Origin of the sequence: Anoxybacillus ayderensis (genome assembly GCF_000833605.1) — a bacterium.
GTDB classification, from domain to species: Bacteria; Bacillota; Bacilli; order Bacillales; family Anoxybacillaceae; genus Anoxybacillus; species Anoxybacillus ayderensis.
Genome location: NZ_JXTG01000029.1, coordinates 1 through 19184 on the forward strand (window position 1 = coordinate 1; position 19184 = coordinate 19184).

The 19184-nt window shown below is 39.8% G+C and carries 16 protein-coding genes, 1 tRNA gene, 2 rRNA genes and 1 pseudogene; 8 read left to right on the forward strand and 12 right to left on the reverse strand.

Translation table 11 applies throughout. The annotated features are described in order from the left end of the window. Nucleotides 1-284: 284 nt before the first annotated feature. Together JV16_RS13935 and speB are read right to left on the reverse strand one after the other, a co-directional pair. A complete protein-coding gene (locus tag JV16_RS13935) occupies nucleotides 285-1145 on the reverse strand; it encodes a thiamine pyrophosphate-binding protein (protein WP_042536382.1) in 861 nt (286 codons plus the stop codon). 13 nt (nucleotides 1146-1158) lie between these two features. Beyond that, complete coding sequence (gene speB, locus JV16_RS13940; RefSeq protein ID WP_084220385.1) at nucleotides 1159-2100, reverse strand: agmatinase; 942 nt, start codon at nucleotides 2098-2100, stop codon at nucleotides 1159-1161. A 340-nt stretch (nucleotides 2101-2440) separates the two neighbouring features. Between speB and JV16_RS13945 the strand changes: the two genes are divergently transcribed. The 5 genes and pseudogenes from JV16_RS13945 to JV16_RS13965 all read left to right on the forward strand — a co-directional run. Continuing rightward, on the forward strand, nucleotides 2441-3703 hold the full coding sequence (locus JV16_RS13945) for an ATP-grasp domain-containing protein (protein WP_042536373.1): 1263 nt from the start codon (nucleotides 2441-2443) through the stop codon (nucleotides 3701-3703). Nucleotides 3704-3832: 129 nt separating this feature from the next. After that, nucleotides 3833-5110 carry an IS110 family RNA-guided transposase gene (locus JV16_RS13950; RefSeq protein ID WP_042536374.1) on the forward strand — a complete coding sequence of 426 codons (1278 nt, stop codon included), beginning with the start codon at nucleotides 3833-3835 and terminating at the stop codon, nucleotides 5108-5110. Between the two features lie 387 nt (nucleotides 5111-5497). Further along, entirely contained in the window at nucleotides 5498-6697 is a 1200-nt protein-coding gene (gene argJ / locus JV16_RS13955; RefSeq protein WP_084220386.1) for a bifunctional glutamate N-acetyltransferase/amino-acid acetyltransferase ArgJ, read from the forward strand. A 33-nt stretch (nucleotides 6698-6730) separates the two neighbouring features. Then, complete coding sequence (locus JV16_RS13960; protein ID WP_012573940.1) at nucleotides 6731-8257, forward strand: asparagine synthetase B family protein; 1527 nt, start codon at nucleotides 6731-6733, stop codon at nucleotides 8255-8257. A gap of 82 nt (nucleotides 8258-8339) precedes the next feature. Continuing rightward, nucleotides 8340-8597: pseudogene (locus JV16_RS13965) on the forward strand (IS4 family transposase); the annotation flags it as partial. Between the two features lie 648 nt (nucleotides 8598-9245). On the opposite strand, the gene groL reads toward JV16_RS13965, so the two are convergent. Then, complete coding sequence (gene groL / locus JV16_RS13970; protein ID WP_042536376.1) at nucleotides 9246-10862, reverse strand: chaperonin GroEL; 1617 nt, start codon at nucleotides 10860-10862, stop codon at nucleotides 9246-9248. 69 nt (nucleotides 10863-10931) lie between these two features. Further along, the gene (gene groES, locus JV16_RS13975) at nucleotides 10932-11216 is read right to left on the reverse strand and encodes a co-chaperone GroES (RefSeq protein ID WP_004888755.1); all 285 of its coding nucleotides are present in this window, start codon (nucleotides 11214-11216) and stop codon (nucleotides 10932-10934) included. Nucleotides 11217-11518: 302 nt separating this feature from the next. On the opposite strand from groES, the gene JV16_RS13980 reads away from it, so the two are divergent. Then, nucleotides 11519-12256, forward strand: coding sequence for a CPBP family intramembrane glutamic endopeptidase (locus tag JV16_RS13980; protein ID WP_042536377.1), 738 nt, complete (start codon nucleotides 11519-11521; stop codon nucleotides 12254-12256). Further along, the gene (locus JV16_RS15425; RefSeq protein ID WP_004577727.1) at nucleotides 12253-12426 is read left to right on the forward strand and encodes a YdiK family protein; all 174 of its coding nucleotides are present in this window, start codon (nucleotides 12253-12255) and stop codon (nucleotides 12424-12426) included. Before JV16_RS13980 ends, JV16_RS15425 begins: the two co-directional genes overlap by 4 nt. A gap of 9 nt (nucleotides 12427-12435) precedes the next feature. Here JV16_RS15425 and JV16_RS13990 read toward each other — a convergent pair whose 3' ends face one another. Then, the gene (locus JV16_RS13990) at nucleotides 12436-13071 is read right to left on the reverse strand and encodes a redox-sensing transcriptional repressor Rex (protein ID WP_042536378.1); all 636 of its coding nucleotides are present in this window, start codon (nucleotides 13069-13071) and stop codon (nucleotides 12436-12438) included. Nucleotides 13072-13298: 227 nt separating this feature from the next. Between JV16_RS13990 and JV16_RS13995 the strand changes: the two genes are divergently transcribed. Beyond that, the gene (locus JV16_RS13995; RefSeq protein WP_042536379.1) at nucleotides 13299-15194 is read left to right on the forward strand and encodes an ABC-F family ATP-binding cassette domain-containing protein; all 1896 of its coding nucleotides are present in this window, start codon (nucleotides 13299-13301) and stop codon (nucleotides 15192-15194) included. Nucleotides 15195-15508: 314 nt separating this feature from the next. Here the strand turns inward: JV16_RS13995 and tsaD are convergent, their stop codons facing one another. The 7 genes from tsaD to JV16_RS14030 form a co-directional block, all read right to left on the reverse strand. Then, on the reverse strand, nucleotides 15509-16522 hold the full coding sequence (tsaD, locus tag JV16_RS14000; RefSeq protein ID WP_021094777.1) for a tRNA (adenosine(37)-N6)-threonylcarbamoyltransferase complex transferase subunit TsaD: 1014 nt from the start codon (nucleotides 16520-16522) through the stop codon (nucleotides 15509-15511). Beyond that, complete coding sequence (gene rimI / locus JV16_RS14005) at nucleotides 16519-16962, reverse strand: ribosomal protein S18-alanine N-acetyltransferase (protein ID WP_004577723.1); 444 nt, start codon at nucleotides 16960-16962, stop codon at nucleotides 16519-16521. Before rimI ends, tsaD begins: the two co-directional genes overlap by 4 nt. Then, nucleotides 16963-17664 carry a tRNA (adenosine(37)-N6)-threonylcarbamoyltransferase complex dimerization subunit type 1 TsaB gene (gene tsaB, locus JV16_RS14010; protein ID WP_042536380.1) on the reverse strand — a complete coding sequence of 234 codons (702 nt, stop codon included), beginning with the start codon at nucleotides 17662-17664 and terminating at the stop codon, nucleotides 16963-16965. Then, nucleotides 17645-18118 carry a tRNA (adenosine(37)-N6)-threonylcarbamoyltransferase complex ATPase subunit type 1 TsaE gene (tsaE, locus tag JV16_RS14015; protein ID WP_042536381.1) on the reverse strand — a complete coding sequence of 158 codons (474 nt, stop codon included), beginning with the start codon at nucleotides 18116-18118 and terminating at the stop codon, nucleotides 17645-17647. The genes tsaB and tsaE overlap by 20 nt, the downstream gene beginning before the upstream one ends. Before the next feature lie 162 nt (nucleotides 18119-18280). Then, nucleotides 18281-18357 (reverse strand) — tRNA-Met (locus JV16_RS14020). Nucleotides 18358-18540: 183 nt separating this feature from the next. Then, a 5S ribosomal RNA gene (gene rrf / locus JV16_RS14025) occupies nucleotides 18541-18657 on the reverse strand. Nucleotides 18658-18778: 121 nt separating this feature from the next. After that, nucleotides 18779-19184, reverse strand: a 23S ribosomal RNA gene (locus JV16_RS14030); the annotation flags it as partial.

Below are 19184 nucleotides of genomic sequence, written 5' to 3' on the forward strand. Positions count from 1 at the left end.
TCACGACAGATCTGGATGAAACTGACGCGAAGGAGTGGCTATAGCGAGCCCCTACTGAACGTCTATCAGAAATGGAGAGAGGCAAGATAACGAACGAATGTTCGAGCACTGATGTCCAACGTCACTCCCTGGGCTTTTTTGTCTATTTTTTTGGTTCGTATACCTAAAAAAGAGATTTGTTCCATTTTCGGAAATAGAGATGACATAGGTCATAAGCATAAAAAGGGTTTTATGGATTATCAATCCATCAAAATTACAACAAAATCAAAGTCGATTTCAATTCATCACGGATTCAGGATATTTTCTAAAGCATTATAGTTTAGTATTCCATCCATATAACCACTAATTGCCCCAAAATTAAGAGGATGGTCACTTGGTAAAACTCCTTTTGCAGTATAAGATGATACAATTGGAATCTGCAAAGATTCACTTAATTCTCGGATTTTATCTACACAATTAGCGCGAATAACAGCATTTCCTACTATAATTAGTGGATTATTGGATTCTTTAATCATCTTCACTACTTGATCTATATTTTCTTTCCAATCATTTTGAACATATTCTTTTTTAGGTGATTTTACCGGGCGTTTACTTATTGAATCTATTACCTTCTCCGAAACATTCGTTTTTAAAATGTCAATTGGAATACTGATAAAAGAGGGACCCAGTTGTTCTGTCATAGAAGCCTCAAAAGCTTGATCAAGTATCGGAATAATATCATCAGGATTTGTTATTTCTGCTGCAAATTTTGCCATTGGTTTTATAATACTAACGTTATCTAAGCACTGATGGGTTTGATTATAAATTGCATCATTTGTCTCAGCTTGGGCAGCTAATGCAATAACTGGTGATCGGTCTAAACATGCCGAAGAGATGCCCGTTGCTAAGTTAGTTACCCCTGGGCCAATTGTAGACCAGCACACTTGAGGGTTACCAGTCAATCTGGCAAGTACATCAGCCATTATTCCAGCGGTAAATTCATGTCGAGTTAAAATAAAATCAATACCCTCTTGTTCATTAAAAAGAATGGATGATGCTTCACGACCCACAACACCAAATATATGTCGAATTCCCTTGTGATATAAATATTTTAGTAAACTTGATGCAACAGAATTTTTTGTATTATATAATACTGCATTATTCATCTAAATACCTCCTTTACGATTTTTTCTCTAAAGAAACAGTATTTAAGAACTCATAAATTAAATTAGATGCTAATAGTGACGTAATTCCATTGTTATCATAAGGAGGAGAAACTTCTACTAGATCAAATCCTACTACGTTAAGTGGTTTTAAACTACGTACTAATTGAATTATTTCTCGACTATCAAACCCGCCTGGAACAGGAGTACCAGTACCAGGTGCAAAAGCTGGATCCACTGCATCAATATCTAGTGATACATATACCGGTTCTTTACCAAGACCCTCAATATTTTTAATTACATCTGAAATACCTTTTTTGTTTATATCATCCATCATTAAAATCTTCATTCCACTCTGCAGTGCGTAGTCAAGGTCTGTAGAGGAAACAAATTGTCCACGGATGCCGATTTGTAGGGAGCGTGATGGATCAATTAGTCCCTCTTCAATAGCTCTTTTAAACGGAGTGCCATGATGATATTCGGTACCATAAACACCATCATATGTATCAGAATGTGCATCAAATTGCACTAATCCAACCGGACCATACTTCTTAGCTACAGCTCTTAGGATACCTAAACTTATAGAATGATCTCCACCGATTACAACTGGAAAAACATTTTCATTTAAAATGGATTCTATTGTATCTTCGATTAATTTATAGGTTAATTCTATGTTGTAGGGGCTTGCATCGATATCTCCATAATCAGCAATCCTTAAACGTGAAAATAAATCGCTTTTTGAATAATAGCTATATCCACGTATGAGCGAAGAATGAGATCGTATCTCCCTAGGACCAAAACGTGTCCCAGGTCTATATGAAGTTCCACCATCATAAGGAACCCCAATAATAGCAACATCATAATTTTTAATGTCCCGAGAATGAGGTAATCTCATAAAAGTTGAAATTTGTGCATAGCGTGGAGAGATTCCCGCATCCATAGGCTTGAATTCTACCAATTATTCCTCCTCCTTTCTCGATTTATCATAATATTCATAACAGTTAATAAATATAACATAAAAACTCTTTTTAGTAAACATTGTTAACAGAAAATTTAAATTAAAAACATAATAATTTTTATTTTTAATATTTAATATTGAATAAATATTTGTGTTGTTGTATATTATATTTCAGTTTATGTAGGAAAAATGAGATTGTTTATTCAATAATATACCATAATTTCATAATGTTGTTATAAAAGTGTAATTCGTGAAATATATAAAACCTAAATTTTAATAATTACATAATTTTCATATTATTTTTTACTAATCTAGGGAATGAGTATAGAAGGGAGATCGAATGTTGGAATACCAACAAAAACATCTTATATTACTAGAAAGTATGTTTTTTTCTACAGGTTTTGAGGCTTGTAAAATTGCGAAAGAACTGGGATATAAGGTTACATTAATTTGTCGAGATTTTAAACTTTATCTTAAAAATAAACCTTTAAATCAGCATCCACTTGGTTTAGCTGATTTCCATATTGAAACAGAAACGAATGATGCTAAAAGTCTTATTCAATTTCTTGAAAATTATTATGAAAAAAACCCATTTCATGGATTACTAACTTTCTCAGATTATTATGTTGATATTGCAGCGCAGGTAGCTACTTACTTTGGCTTTCTATCTCCTTCTCCAAAATCAGTTCAAATAGCACGAAATAAAGATTTAAGCCGTATATGCCTACTGGAAAAGAGTGTTCCCTCTGCAAAATTTCATATTGTAAAAAGTTTTGCAGAAGCTCTTAAGGCAGCAAAAGATATAGGCTATCCATGTGTTGTTAAGCCGACAGCAGAAACTAGCAGTTATGGTGTAGAATGTGTATTCAATGATGAACAATTATTAAAAGCTTTTAACTTTGCAAATTCGATTATAATAAATGAACGTGGTCAGCGTCGTGAAGGTAAAGTGCTGATTGAAGAATATATGGTGGGAGAAGAAGTAAGTGTTGAAACTATATCAATAAATGGAGACTGTCATGTTTTAGGGATTACTTCTAAAGGATTGACAGGATGGCCAAACTTTGTTGAATGCGAGTTTAGCTTTCCTTATAAAATTCCAGAAAATACAAGAAATTCAGTTATAGATGTTGTTAAATCTGCATTAAATGCAATAGGATATTTCCACGGTCCTTGTCATACGGAAATTAAATTAACAAAGGAAGGACCTAAAGTAGTAGAAATTAACCCTCGTTTAGGAGGACGATTTATTTCAAAAATGATTTCAGATTCTTTAGGTATTGACCCTATAAAAGAAGTAATAAAATTAGCTATGGGAGATTCAGTTGATTTACTACCTAAACGTAATATTGGTACAGCTTGGTCTGCCATTACTGCACCTTCTACGGGATTTTTAAAAGAAATAAAAGGAAAAGAGGAAGTACTAAAATCTTCAGGTGTTGAAATATTTATACTTAATGCAAAAATTGGTGATTTTGTTCGCAAGCCTACTAATAATGGAGATACTATTGGCTATATCTATACTTTAGGAAAAGATGCAGCCGATGCCAGAGATAATCTAAAAAAAGCTAGGGAAAAACTCCAATTAATTATTTCAAGTTAGAGAATATTTAAGGAGCATTCCTGTTAGAAGTTTTTTCGGGGACTTGAATAAAAAAAGCCCTCTTGGTATGATTCGGGGGTGTCAATCGGATGAATTGACCCCTAATTTGGATACCAAGGAGGACTATACATGAATTCTATCTCAAACAAGAAGATTAATCAAGTCACCGATCAAACGCTGGTTGTTGGCATGGATATCGCGAAAAAGAAGCATTACGCCTGCTTTGTGGATGAGCGAGGGAGGGTGCTGAAAAAATCGTTTCCCGTTCCGCAATCCAGAGAAGGGTTGGAATGGTTGTACCAGTGCATCGTGAAAGCGATGGAGGAATTTGAAAAAACGGAAGTGATCGTTGGCATCGAGCCAACGGGACATTATTGGCTCAATCTCGCTTACTTTCTTGACGAGAAGGGCATTCCTCTCGTCATGACAAACCCGATGCACGTGAAGCGATCCAAAGAGCTGGACGACAATCTTCCAACCAAGCATGATGCGAAAGACGCGCTCGTCATTGCCCGGTTAGTGAAAGACGGCCGATTCAGCTATCCGCGCATTCTGAAAGGGATGGAGGCCGAACTGCGCGTTGGAGCGACATTTCGCTCCAAATTGGTGGAAGAACAGGGAGCGATTCGAAATCAAATGATTCGCTGGCTTGATCGATATTTTCCGGAGTTTTCCCAAGTCTTCCCGTCATTTGGGAAAATGGCGCTCGCGGTGCTGGAATATACGCCATTTCCGAGTGATCTGGCAGGAAAAGAGCTAGAAGAGGTGCTGGCTCTTTACCGGCAAAGTGAGGGATTACAATCGCCACAAAAACCGAAAGCGAAGAAGTTGATGGAATTGGCCCAACATTCCATTGGCGTAACGGAAGGACAACAGATGGCCCGTATCGAAATTGCCACGCTTGTCCGCCGGTACCGCCAACTGGAAGAAGAAATCGAGGCACTGACAGAGCAGCTGATCGAACTCGTACAGACATCGGTCGAGTACGAATGGTTGAAGACCGTTCCGGGCTTAGGCGATGCGACCATCGTGGAACTGTTATCAGAGATCGGGAGTTTCTCCCATTATCAGGATCCGCGGCAACTCATCAAATTAGCGGGCCTGACGCTGCGGGAACATTCCTCCGGCCAACACAAAGGGCAAAAACGGATCTCGAAGCGTGGAAGAAGGCGGTTGCGCGCCCTCCTATTCCGCGTGATGATGCCGATGATCCGCCACAACGAAGCGTTTCGGCAGCTGCACGACTATTACACGACACGTCCTGATAATCCGTTGCGGAAGAAGCAATCGATTGTGGTGTTATGCGGAAAATTATTGAAGGTATTGCACGCTGTATGTACGAAGCACCAAGCGTTCGATGCGAAGCGAATGATGCAGGACATCTTTGGCCTCGAAACGGCTGCTTGATGCCTATAGTCTCGATTCTCTAGACAACAAGGATGACACGGAGAAGCTGGCGCGATATCATCCATTCGACCTTGAGTCCCTAAAGGAGCTTAGCCGGCCTCTGCCTGATGACTAGACCGAACGAAGGAATGTAGGCACAAGGATGCCAAGAGACATGGGAGGGTTCGTCATCATCAGCGATGCAGAGATCCACGGTGCATCCCATACGCTTCCCCCACTACAACCAAATTTAACCAGTAGTGGCCGCGAAGCGTACCCCGTCAATGTAAGATATACACATATTTAAGAAATAATGTTAGAAACTTTGTCGAAAAATATTTTTTTGACACCCCTGAAACGGCTACAACCGTTGATATATCAACATTTATAGAGGGAGGGATTTTAAAAGTGGAAATTATTAACCCACTGAAAGATAATAATCAGGAGATTTTGTCAATGTATTTACCAAAAGGATTTTACACTTGCTCTAAAAATTTAGGAATAAAAGACGAAACACTTGATTTCACTGTTATATATTCTACGACACTCGCTACGGCTGCTGCTATGTTTACACAAAGCCGTTTTTGTGGTGCACCTATCCCAATTGGAAGAAAAAACGTTGCTAATGGACGATTACAATGTTTTGTAATTAATAGTAAGAATGCTAATGTGGCTACAGGTGAAGAAGGAATTGCAAATGTAAAAGAGATAATTCACCTTATCGGAGAAGAATTAAATATTTCCCCAGAAGATATTCTCCCTTCATCAACAGGTGTAATCGGCCGACAATTACCAATGGAAAAGATTATGAAAGGGGTCAAAGGCCTTAAAAACCAGATGATTCAGGGGGGGTTTGAGAAAGCTGCTGAAGCTATCATGACCACTGATACCTACCCAAAAATGAGGGTTTGTAAGGTGGGAAGTGCTACATTAGTTGGCATAGCTAAAGGATCCGGAATGATTGAACCAAACATGGCTACCTTGCTTGCTTATTTTGTAACAGATGCAAAAATCCCTTCAGATACGTTAAAAGAATTTCTTGAAGAAGCAGTAAATAAATCCTTTAATATGGTAAGTATCGATACTGACACAAGTACAAGTGACACTGTTGCTATTATGGCTAATGGTTTAGCAGGTAAAGTAAACTTTGACGATTTTAGAACAGCGTTAACAAATATGGCTATAGAACTTGCTAAGGAAATTGCCCGAGATGGTGAAGGTGCTACCAAATTACTTGAAGTTATTGTAGAGGAAGCATCTAGCTTCGCTCAAGCTAAAAAAGTTGGAAAAAAAATCGTAAATTCTCCACTTGTAAAAACAGCTATATTTGGAACTGACCCTAACTGGGGGCGTATAGCAATGGCGATTGGTAAATGTGAGGAAGAAGTAGAAATCTCACCTGAAAAAGTTTCGATATTTTTTGGTACTATACCTGTTTACAAAGGAAAACCGGTAAATGACCTAGATTTAGAACAAATTAGAAAATATTTGCAGGGATCGGAAATTACAATCCGAGTATCTCTTGGTTTAGGAAAAGATACAGCGACCGTTTGGGGGTGTGATCTTTCCTACGACTACGTTCGAATAAATGGTGAATATACAACTTAACTATCTAAAAAACTAAAGAAAGAAGGGATTTTTGTGGTACGTTGTACAGGTTTTGGTTTGATTGTAAGCCCTGACCGACATAATGAGGTAGTTGAATGGCCTTTTGCTGTTCAGGGAATCAATAGTACACGATTTGAACGGATAGAAAACTTGGAATACTCTAGTGTAATCCGAGGAGAAGAAAATTGTGTCAAAACGGCCTATATGATTGAAGAAGACATAGCCATATGGATGATAGGTGAAGTTTATAATAGAGAGTCTATTTGGAATACTATAATTGGAGAAGAAAAAAACTCAAGTGATTTAGATGTAGATTTATTATTAAATTTAATTAGATTATATGGGACAACAGCTTTACGACTTGTAAATGGTCGTTTCGCTGCAGTTATTCGTTTTAGGGATCGTTTACTTTTAGTTACTGATCACGCCGGGACAATACCTTTATATTTCCATATATCCAAAAATTCTATCTATGTAGCAACTGAGGCTAAAGCCCTTATTCTTGGTGGGAATCTTTCTCCTGGACTTCGCAAATTTGAGGATCGAACTTTTGAACAAAATATGATTGAAACAATTTTTAAAGGTATTAATCGCGTACCAATCGGATCTATTATTGAGATTAATCTTCGGACGTTTGAGATGAAAAAAGAACATCACTGGAGAATGCCTTCTGAAAGGCTAGTAATATCAGAAGAAAAGGCTTGTCACTTGTTATATGAAACGCTCGACAAAGCGGTAGAATTTCAGAAAGGAGAAAATGATTCAGTAGGTGTTATTCTTTCGGGTGGGATTGATTCCAGCGCTATTACAAGTTTAATTGCTCCTAAGGTTACAAAACTATATACATTTTCTATAGGAACTGAGTCGGCAAATGAATTTGAATACGCTAAACTTGTAGCAGATAGATATCAAACAGATCATCATGAGTTTTTAATCAGGGAAGAAGAATTTTTAGAAAAACTACCGCATGTAGTATGGGCTGCTGAGGTCCCACATGCAGAATTTATTGAATATTTAACACCAGTATATATAACTTATCAACATGCTCGCTCATTTACTAACCGTATTCTTACTGGATATGGATCAGATATTTTGTTTGGAGGTATGTTAGATCCCCACATGTCAATAGAAGAGTTGGATAATTATATACAACGGGATGTACTATCAATCGATGGTTCCAACGAGTTTACTCATACTATAGGTTTAGTTCATGGAATTTGGACAACCCATCCATATTGGGATCGTGAATTTTTGAGAATAACGCTACAATTAGACCCTAGATTAAAGAACTTACATGGAATAGAGAAATATATTCTTCGTAAAAGTTTTGAATCCTTTCTACCACAACGTAATGTGTGGCGTAAAAAAATTGGAGTTCATCAATCTACAGGAACTGAAAATGCCTTTACCAAATGGGTAAATGAAAATATTAGAGGTAACGAACCTCTTGCAGTAAGGAAAAATAAAATAATTTATAATCTACTCCAAACTCTCTATGTAGAGGGTGCAAATCCCGACGAAATTAACATAAATAATTCACGCGTGTTGATTAACCAATAATATCCATAAAAAGTATAGAAAAAAGAGCACCTTTCCTGTGGAATGTAAGCAGTTACACAAACAAACCCAGGAAGTGCTCTCTGTGAACAAGCATACCACACTCCCAAATTTGATACAAAAAATTGTTTCTGATGAAGATCTCCAATCGATGATCGAAGCCGTTGGCTACCAAGACACCTCTCGGACGTTTACGGTGCGTACGTTGGTTGACTTTTTTCTGCTGGCGGCACTCCACGAATGGAAAAGTTTCCGTCATGGTGCCGATGTGGCGAAGATGTATGGATTGCCGACGTTTCATTACTCGACGGTTTCTAAGAAAGCGAAAGAAGTTCCGTACGACTCATATTTCACACCTTGGTAGGGCGGAACAAAAGGATTTTTTATTCAGTTTTTTAGAATAACTTTTCAACCAACACCAAAAGTTGTGACATCTTTTTTTTACCATCTCTGATCGTTCCTTTATCCCTTTAGACGTAAATACTCTCGTCCATCCCCTAATCCTTGCAGAATCCTTCGCTGCTCGTACGTGGGCGGTTGCCCTAAACGCGCGTTGGATTCGTCCATCCTGCAGTTCCAATGGCGCGCTCCACGGCGTGTCTTAGGCATCCGCTTCGACCGGCGCGGTTTTGACGATTCGGAGCGAAGAAGACCCTCTTGTGATCAAAAAGGCGTTGGCGGTCTTCGTTTGCGCCAGTGTGTCTTTCGTCATGGCGGCAGAATCGGATTCTTGTAGAATTTATCTACGGCGCAGCGAAGCAAAATATTCCTATTGATGCCGTAAAAAAACAGCTCCACGTGGCGTAGAGAGTACCCCGTTTGTCCCTTTTTCATATGGTAATTATTGTTAATAAAAATGCTCATCTACAGTCTGTTAGTACATCCTCGTTCATGTTCATTTGATTTTCACACAAAAAGGACTACCCCCTTTTTATAAGGAAGTAGCCCTTACGATTGAATATATTTGTTTCTGCGACTAGTTCTCGTCTTATTACATCATGCCGCCCATGTCTGGCATGCCTGGTGTGTTTTTGTTTTCTTCTGGTTTGTCAGCAACGACTGCCTCAGTTGTTAAGAACATAGCGGCAACAGATGCTGCGTTTTGAAGTGCAGAGCGAGTTACTTTTGTTGGGTCAACGATACCCGCTTCGATCATGTCAACCCACTCGCCAGTTGCTGCGTTGAAGCCGATGCCAGGTTTTTCTGTTTTTAAGCGCTCTACGATGACAGAGCCTTCTAAACCAGCGTTTTGCGCGATTTGACGAACTGGCTCTTCAATCGCACGAAGAACGATTTTCACACCAGTTGCTTCGTCGCCTTCAGCTTCAATGGCTGCAACTTTGCTGTATACGTTCATTAACGCTGTACCACCGCCGGCAACGATACCTTCTTCAACTGCCGCACGTGTTGCGTTTAATGCGTCTTCAATGCGTAATTTACGCTCTTTTAATTCTGTTTCTGTTGCAGCACCAACTTTGATTACCGCAACGCCACCAGCTAATTTCGCTAAGCGCTCTTGTAATTTTTCACGGTCAAATTCAGAAGTTGTTTCTTCTAATTGTGCACGAATTTGGTTGATGCGTGCTTGAATGTCTTCGGCACGACCAGCGCCATCAACGATTGTTGTATGTTCTTTTGTTACAACAACTTTCGCTGCACGACCAAGTGAAGCAATTGTTGTTGATTTTAACTCGCGACCTAACTCTTCTGTGATAACTTCGCCACCTGTTAAGATCGCGATATCTTGAAGCATCGCTTTGCGACGATCACCGAAGCCAGGCGCTTTAACTGCAACAGCTGTGAATGTACCACGAAGTTTGTTCACAACTAATGTTGCAAGCGCTTCGCCTTCTACATCTTCAGCAATAATTAACAATGGCTTACCTTGTTGAACAACTTGCTCTAATACAGGAAGAAGTTCTTGAATGCTTGAAACTTTTTTATCTGTAATTAAGATGTATGGATTTTCCAATACAACTTCCATTTTATCAGAGTCTGTAACCATGTATGGAGATACATAACCACGGTCAAATTGCATACCTTCCACAACATCTAATTCTGTTGTGAAACCTTTAGACTCTTCTAATGTAATGACGCCATCTTTACCAACACGTTCCATCGCTTCAGCGATAAGTTGACCAACTTCTTCGTCAGCTGCAGAAATAGCTGCAACTTGAGCGATAGAATCTTTACCTTCGATTGGTTTAGAGATCGCTTTTAATTCTTCTACCGCAACTGCAACAGCTTTTTCAATACCTTTGCGAATACCCATTGGGTTCGCACCAGCTGTTACGTTTTTCAACCCTTCGCGAATCATCGCTTGCGCTAATACAGTCGCTGTTGTTGTACCGTCACCAGCAACATCATTTGTTTTGCTTGCTACTTCCGCAACAAGCTTTGCACCCATATTTTCAAACGGATCTTCTAATTCAATTTCTTTTGCGATTGTTACACCGTCATTTGTAATTAATGGAGAACCGAACTTTTTCTCTAATACAACGTTACGACCTTTTGGACCTAATGTTACTTTTACTGCATCAGCTAATTTATCTACACCTCGTAACATCGCACGACGAGCTTCTTCGCTGAATTTAATTTCTTTTGCCATACATCTTACCCCCTTGATGAAATTTTAGTTAAGTATTTTTATGTGCTTTATATGTTATCAGGCGAACGATTAACCAATCACAGCTAAAATGTCACTTTCACGCAAAATTAAGTATTCTTTTCCATCATATTTTACTTCTGTACCCGCATATTTTGAGAAGATGATGCGGTCACCAACGCTTACCTCTGGAGCTACGCGCTCACCATTATCAAGAACGCGACCTGAACCAACTGCCACAACTTTTCCTTCTTGTGGTTTTTCTTTTGCTGTGTCTGGTAAGACAATTCCGCTCGCTGTTTTTTCTTCAGTTTGAATTAATTCAATGACAATACGATCACCTAGTGGCTTCAACACGGCAAACGACCTCCTTAATTAGATTTTCGTTCCGTTATTAGCACTCATTCTTATTGAGTGCTAACACACTTATTATATTAATGAACTTTTTTCAATTTTGCAAGTAGGAAGTTAAAAATTTTTCATTAAATGATTCCCTCTTTACATTATGTCTTTCCTTTCGAAATTCATACAAAAAATATGATAAAATGAAAAAGTATTCAATTTGGAAAGCAGAGGACGATCATTCGCGCAGCTAAGGAAGCAGACGCTTAGAAAATGCTCGTCTAAAGCTAGACAATTTGCACGAAGGGGTTGAACATGTGAAAAAGCAATATTGGTATGTCATCATTACATACGTCGCTATGCAACTATCGAGTTTAGTCGGCGTTCCTTTACTTACGCATAGCGGATTTATTAACGCATCAAATAAAGATATAGCCATATCGATCGCCACGGGATACTGGGCTGTCATTAGTTTTTCCCTCGCGCTTCTCTTCGTTCTCTATTTTATGAGGGAAGACATGGCGTACTCGTATGACCGTCATCGCGCGTCAATAGGAACGTCAATCTTTTGGTCAATTGGGGGCTTTTTGCTCGCTCTTTTTGCCCAAAGTATTGCAGCTAATATTGAGATGCACCTATTTGGTGTCGAAATGGGATCCGAGAACACGAGACGCATCGTTGAAATGGTCAAATTGACACCAGCTCTTATACTCGTTACATCAGTCGTCGGACCAATTTTAGAGGAAATCATCTTTCGGAAAATTATTTTCGGGACGTTGTATCAAAAATACAATTTTTTCTTATCAGCGCTCGTCAGCTCACTTTTATTTGCTGTTGTTCATTTAGAGTTTGAACATTTGCTCTTGTATGCGACAATGGGGTTTGTGTTCGCCTTCTTATATGTGAAAACAAAACGCATTCTCGTACCTATTGCAGCACACGTGTTGATGAACACATTTGTCGTTGTCATGCAAATATTATTTGCTGAAGAAATCGAGAAGATTATGCGCGAAGCAAAACAAATGCAATTCGTCATTTGGAGGCTGTTTTCATGAAATATGAACCACTATTTTACTTTCTAATGGGCATTTTATTTACTTATTTTGCTGTCGACAGCGCCGAAGATGGCATTTGGGATGTAACAACGATGTTATTCATAATGATCGCTACGTTTGATTTTGGCACAGCCATTCGTTCTTTATTTAAAAAAACCTCCCGATCATAAACGGGAGGTTTACTCATTTCCGTAATGCTTTAAAAAGTAAACGAGTGACTGCAGTTCGACCGCTAAATCAATATGATGAACACGAATGTGTTCTGGCACATGCAAGCGAGCAGGCGTAAAGTTTAAAATTCCTTTAATACCTTTTTGGACTAGCCGGTCGGTAATCGGTTGAGCAACTTGAGCCGGCACAGTTAAAATAGCTACTGTAATCTCCCCGAGCTTTTCTTCCAGCTCATCTAAATGATAAACAGGAACTCCTCCTACTTCCGTTCCGACTTTGTCTGGATCGACATCAAATGCCATCACAATTTTCGTATTATTATTTTTGCTGAAATTGTAGTTTAAAAATGCAGTCCCTAAATTTCCGACCCCAAATAACGCCACTTCTGTCGTCTCATCTTGGTCTAACGTTTTACGAAAAAATGACAGCAAATAATTGACATTATATCCGTATCCTTTTTTTCCAAGCGCACCAAAGTATGAAAAATCTCGGCGAATCGTTGCTGAATCAACTTGTACAGCTTCGCTCAACTCCGCTGAAGATACACGCTGCTTTCCTGATGCATGCAAGTTTTTCAAAAAACGATAATACAACGGTAATCGCTTTGCGGTCGCCTGCGGAATTTTTGGTTGTTCATTATTCACGAGTCAATCCCCCACATTTCCTTTCACAAATAGTTAGCGCTTTCATTTTTCTCTCATATACGTCTAAAAAGTTCTCCCCATTTTTAAACTATACACTATTTTTCTCATTCTGTCTTTCCTTTGTACCCTTTATTATTATTTTTGTCAAATTTGTTATTCACGCACTAGTATTGCCGAACATGAAGAAAGTACGTTACACTATCAAAAGAAGATTGAGGTGAGAAATCATGATCATTTTACAAGTAAATCAACTGTCAAAGTCGTATGGTGCTGAGCAAGTTTTATCAGACATTAAACTCGAAATACAAGAAAAAGACCGCATCGCTTTAGTTGGAAGAAATGGGGCGGGGAAATCTACACTATTAAAAATCATTGCTGGCCAGATGTCGTACGACGCAGGTGAAATCATAAAGCCGAAACACGTGACAATCGGCTACTTAGATCAATATACAGGCTTGCAAGCACATCGTTCCATTTGGGAAGAGATGCTCGATGTTTTTGCACCGCTTCAACAGATGGAAAAACAACTACGCGAACTAGAACAACAAATGAGCGTACACGACGCTGACTATGGACGTCTACTCGAACAATACGATCGGTTACAAACGGAATTTAAAGAAAAAGGCGGATATCAATATGAGGCAGATATTCGTTCGGTTCTTCATGGTCTCCGCTTTTCTCAGTATGACTACACAACAAAAATATCTACGTTAAGCGGTGGACAGCGAACGCGATTAGCGCTCGGCAAACTGCTTCTAGCTAAACCAGATTTGTTGATTTTAGACGAACCAACAAACCATTTAGATATGGAAACATTACAATGGCTTGAACAATATTTAAAAAATTATAATGGGGCCATTCTTATCGTCTCACACGATCGCTATTTTCTTGACCAAATCGTGACACAAGTGTATGAATTATCACGCACAAAAATAAAAAAATACGTTGGAAACTATACGAGTTATTTACAACAACGGGCGGAACAATTTGAACAACAACTGAAACTGTATGAAAAACAACAAGAAGAAATTTCGAAATTAAAAGATTTTATTCAACGAAATATTGCCCGTGCATCGACGACAAAGCGAGCACAAAGCAGAAGAAAACAATTAGAAAAAATGAATATCATTGAAAAGCCGCTCGGCGATGAAAAATCGGCATCATTTCGCTTCGAAATTGAACGACCAAGCGGAAACGACGTGTTAACAGCTGCCGATTTAGCCATTGGTTATGATCACATCATTGCAACAAACCTATCATTCCGTGTCACTCGCGGTGATAGCATCGCACTTATTGGGCCAAATGGAATTGGAAAATCGACTCTTTTAAAAACGATTATCAAACAACTCCCTGCAAAACATGGGGAGCTCCGCTACGGAACAAATGTACAGATTGGCTATTATGATCAAGAACAAGCTCAATTAACATCGAACAAACGTGTCATCGATGAACTATGGGATGAAGATCGATTAAAGACGGAAAAAGAAATTCGCACGATTCTCGGAAACTTTTTATTTTCTGGCGACGATGTATTGAAACCTGTGCAAACATTAAGTGGCGGTGAAAAAGCTCGGCTCGCTCTCGCCAAACTGATGATGAAAAAAGCCAACGTATTAGTGTTAGACGAACCGACAAACCATTTAGATTTGGACAGCAAAGAAGTGCTAGAACAAGCGCTTATTGAATACCCAGGAACAATTATTTTCGTTTCTCACGACCGTTATTTTATTAACAAAATCGCAACAAAAATATACGAGTTATCCACAGAAGGTCTCATTGAATATTTAGGGGACTATGATTATTACGTGGCGAAAAAAGCAGAGCTACTCGAACTTGGACAAATCGGTCAAGAGACGACAACGGGCGAATCATCGTCCCTAAAACGTTCGTATGAAGAAGAAAAAGAACGAAAAAAATTAGAGAGACAACGAAAACGAAAAATAGAGCAGCTAGAGACAGAGATGGAGCAACTCGAGCAACAAATTGCAACGTATGAACAACAACTATATGATCCTTCCTGTTATAACGACTACGAGAAAGCCAGAGATACACAAGCAAAAATCGCAGAACTAAAACAAAAATTTGATGAGTTATTCGAACAATGGGAACTTTTACAACAATAATGATGGGCTAGCTCCATTTGTGGACTAGCTCATCTTTTTACACAAACATATCCACAGAAAAAACACCTAAATATAAGTTATTCACGTACTTTTCCACATTATCCACAAAACCATCAAAAAATTTGTCTATTTCTTTGTGGTTAACTCGTTATGATAAAATAACATATAGTACACGTTTTCCACATTATCCACACGTATGTGGATAACATAATCCACAAAATGTGACTAAGTTTTTCTTCACATAACGTCAAGTTGTTTCGCACGTATATAGTTATAAAAAAGGAGTGCCCCTTCACTTTCGGGACACCCTCCTGTTATAACAGTAAACTTGGGTTCGCATTTAACGCCATAGTAGCGCGCTTTCCTTGTTGAAATAATACTGTTCCAGCTGCCGCAATCATCGCCGCGTTATCTGTACAAAGGGACAATGGCGGAATGACAAGTTCCACCTCTGGTAGTTGCTCAACTTGTTTTTGCAATTGTGTGCGCAATCCTTCATTTGCTGCGACCCCACCAGCTAGCAATATTTGCTTCACGTCGTAATGCGCAGCCGCTTGTATTGTTTTTCCTACTAATACTTCGACAACACTTGTCTGAAAACTTGCTGCCATATCTTCGGGCAAAATCGTTTCTCCACGCTGTTTTGCATTGTGCAACGTATTAATGACGGCTGATTTTAATCCACTAAAACTAAAGTCATACGAACCTTCTTCCAACCATGCACGAGGCAAATCAATAGTCGGTTTTCCTTGTTTCGCCAAACGATCAATGTGAGGCCCTCCCGGATAAGGTAGCTGTAACGCGCGTGCAACTTTGTCATACGCTTCCCCAGCCGCATCGTCTCGCGTCTCACCAATGACTTCAAACACTCCATGCTCTTTCATATAAATGAGCTCCGTATGCCCTCCTGACACAACAAGAGCTAATAGCGGAAATTTCATGTCTTGTACAAGTTGATTCGCATAAATATGTCCTGCAATATGATGCACGCCAACAAGAGGAATGCGATGCGCAAAAGCTAATGCTTTCGCAGCGTTCACGCCAATCAATAGCGCTCCAACTAATCCCGGACCTTCTGTTACCGCAATCGCATCAATTTCGCTAACATCCATATTTGCTTGCTTCATCGTTTCTTCTAACACAAGCGTGATTTGCTCAACATGGTGACGGGAGGCAATTTCAGGAACGACTCCTCCAAATCGTTGATGGCTTTCCATTTGTGAAGCGACAACGTTAGCTACAATTTCACGTCCATTTTTCACAATGGCTGCAGCTGTTTCATCACAGCTTGTCTCAATTCCAAGCACAAATATGTCTTTTTCGCTCATAATTTCACCCACATTACTAAAGCATCTTCTTGGTTATCCGAATAGTATCGTTTTCGAATTCCTCCATTTAAAAAACCGAGCTTCCGATATAATGATTGTGCAACTACATTCGACACCCTCACTTCTAATGTCATCGTTTTCGCTCCTTCTTCCCTTGCTAACGCCATCGCTTGTCTCATCAGTGCTTCTCCTAGTTTTTTACCACGAAACTGGGGCAACACTGCAATGTTTGTAATATGCGCTTCATCCATAACCAACCACATGCCACAATAGCCAATTACTTGTCCATCATACTCCAGCACAATGTAACGAGCATACGGGTTGTTTGTCAACTCTTGATAAAAAGAAGAGCGACTCCACGGGAGAGTAAATGAAAGTTGCTCAATTTCTATAATGCGATCAAGATCTTGAAGCGTCATGAAACGGAAGGAAACGTCCACTTAACATTCCGTCCTTTCTTTCTGACGAGCAAGCCAATTCGCTTCTGCCTCTGCTAAACGAATATAGTTTGGTACGAATGTATGAATGTCTTCCGGCTCGCGATTTATTCCTAACCACGCGAGCTCACTTGGACGTGGATTGTGAAGTGTCGCTGGAGCTACTTGAACACGATCTAGCGTTTCAACAAATGTTGCTTCATGTAGCGAACTATCGTTTCCAACTAATAAAATCGGTTCATTATATGCTTTTAATTCATTTGCCCACTCTGTAGCTAAAATGACTTGATCAGCTACGATCGATTGCACGCAATCTCCTTCGACTTTGTAAAGACCTGTATAAATTTGTCCTCGCCGGGCGTCCATTAACGGAACAACGAGACCTTGAAAATATTTTGCGCTTGCTGCCATCACTTCTAAACTCGATACACCAACAAGTGGAATGTTTAGTGTCCAAGCCAAAGTTTTGGCAATCGTTACGCCAATGCGAACACCTGTATATGATCCAGGACCTTTTGCAACAACGATACGCTCGATTTCTTTCGGACTCATATCACACTCTTGAAGAAGCGACTCAATTGCAGGCATCACTCGTATAGAATGATTTTTTTTCAAATTTGTAATGATTTCTCCTTTAACAACTTGGCCGTCAACGACAGCAATCCCCATAACAAACGTTGATGTATCAATGGCTAACACTTTCATCGCTAAAAATCTCCTTACATAACTGTTCATAACGTTGGCCGATCGGAGAGAAGCGAATAATCCTGCTTCCTCCATCGGCATGGTGAATCGTAATATGTAAACGCTCATCTGGCAAATATGGTTCAATGATATGTGCCCATTCCACAACCGTTACACCATCACCAAAAAAATATTCATCAAATCCTAAATCTTCTTCGCTTTCCTCTAGACGGTATACGTCCATATGATACAAAGGTATACGTCCTTCATATTGTTTGATAATGGTAAAAGTCGGGCTGCTCACATTACGGTTGATTCCTAAACCTTTTGCTAGCCCTTTTGTAAATGTCGTTTTTCCTGCTCCTAAATCGCCCTCTAACGTGATTACGTCTTTTGGTTGAATATATTGGGCGAGTTTCATCGCTAATGCGACCGTATCTTCAGGATGATGTGATACATATTCATATGTTTTCATCGCTCATTCCCCTAATTGAATAAAATCAACATACAAAAAAGACCTTAGGATCGCTCTCCTAAGGAAATGATACACATATAAGTGTACACGAAAATAAAGCATAAAGCAAAAAAGGCATAAAAAAACACGAAACTAATATCGTTTCGCTTTCGTTTCATTCGTTGGTTGCGGGGGCAGGATTTGAACCTGCGACCTTCGGGTTATGAGCCCGACGAGCTACCTGGCTGCTCCACCCCGCGATAATTGGAATAGAAATATATTTAGTGAAACACATTGAAACTATTGGCCGTCCCGCTCTCCGTAAGTTTAATCAAGTAGCAACTCGAGCGGTACGCTGATGTAATTTCTAGGATGTGGATTCGTTCGTGCTCCACCCCGCGATGATTGAAATAGAAATATATTTTCTCGATAAATACAATAATGCCCGGCAACGTCCTACTCTCGCAGGCGGTGTCCCGCCAACTACCATCGGCGCTGGAGAGCTTAACTTCCGTGTTCGGGATGGGAACGGGTGTGACCTCTCCGCCATCGTCACCGAGCAAACATGCTTTTTCATAGCGCCATGTTAGGCGTGAAGGATTATTCCTTCAAAACTAGATAACAGGAGTTCAGATGTTTTCTTGACTACGTCAAGAACCGTTTTCTGCTTTTCTTGTGTGCTTAGTTAAGTCCTCGATCGATTAGTATCCGTCAGCTGCACGTGTCGCCACGCTTCCACCTCGGACCTATCTACCTTGTCATCTTCAAGGGATCTTACTCGCTTGACACGATGGGAAATCTCATCTTGAGGGGGGCTTCACGCTTAGATGCTTTCAGCGCTTATCCCTTCCGCACATAGCTACCCAGCTGTGCTCCTGGCGGAACAACTGGTACACCAGCGGTGCGTCCATCCCGGTCCTCTCGTACTAAGGACAGCTCCTCTCAAATTTCCTACGCCCGCGACGGATAGGGACCGAACTGTCTCACGACGTTCTGAACCCAGCTCGCGTACCGCTTTAATGGGCGAACAGCCCAACCCTTGGGACCGACTACAGCCCCAGGATGCGATGAGCCGACATCGAGGTGC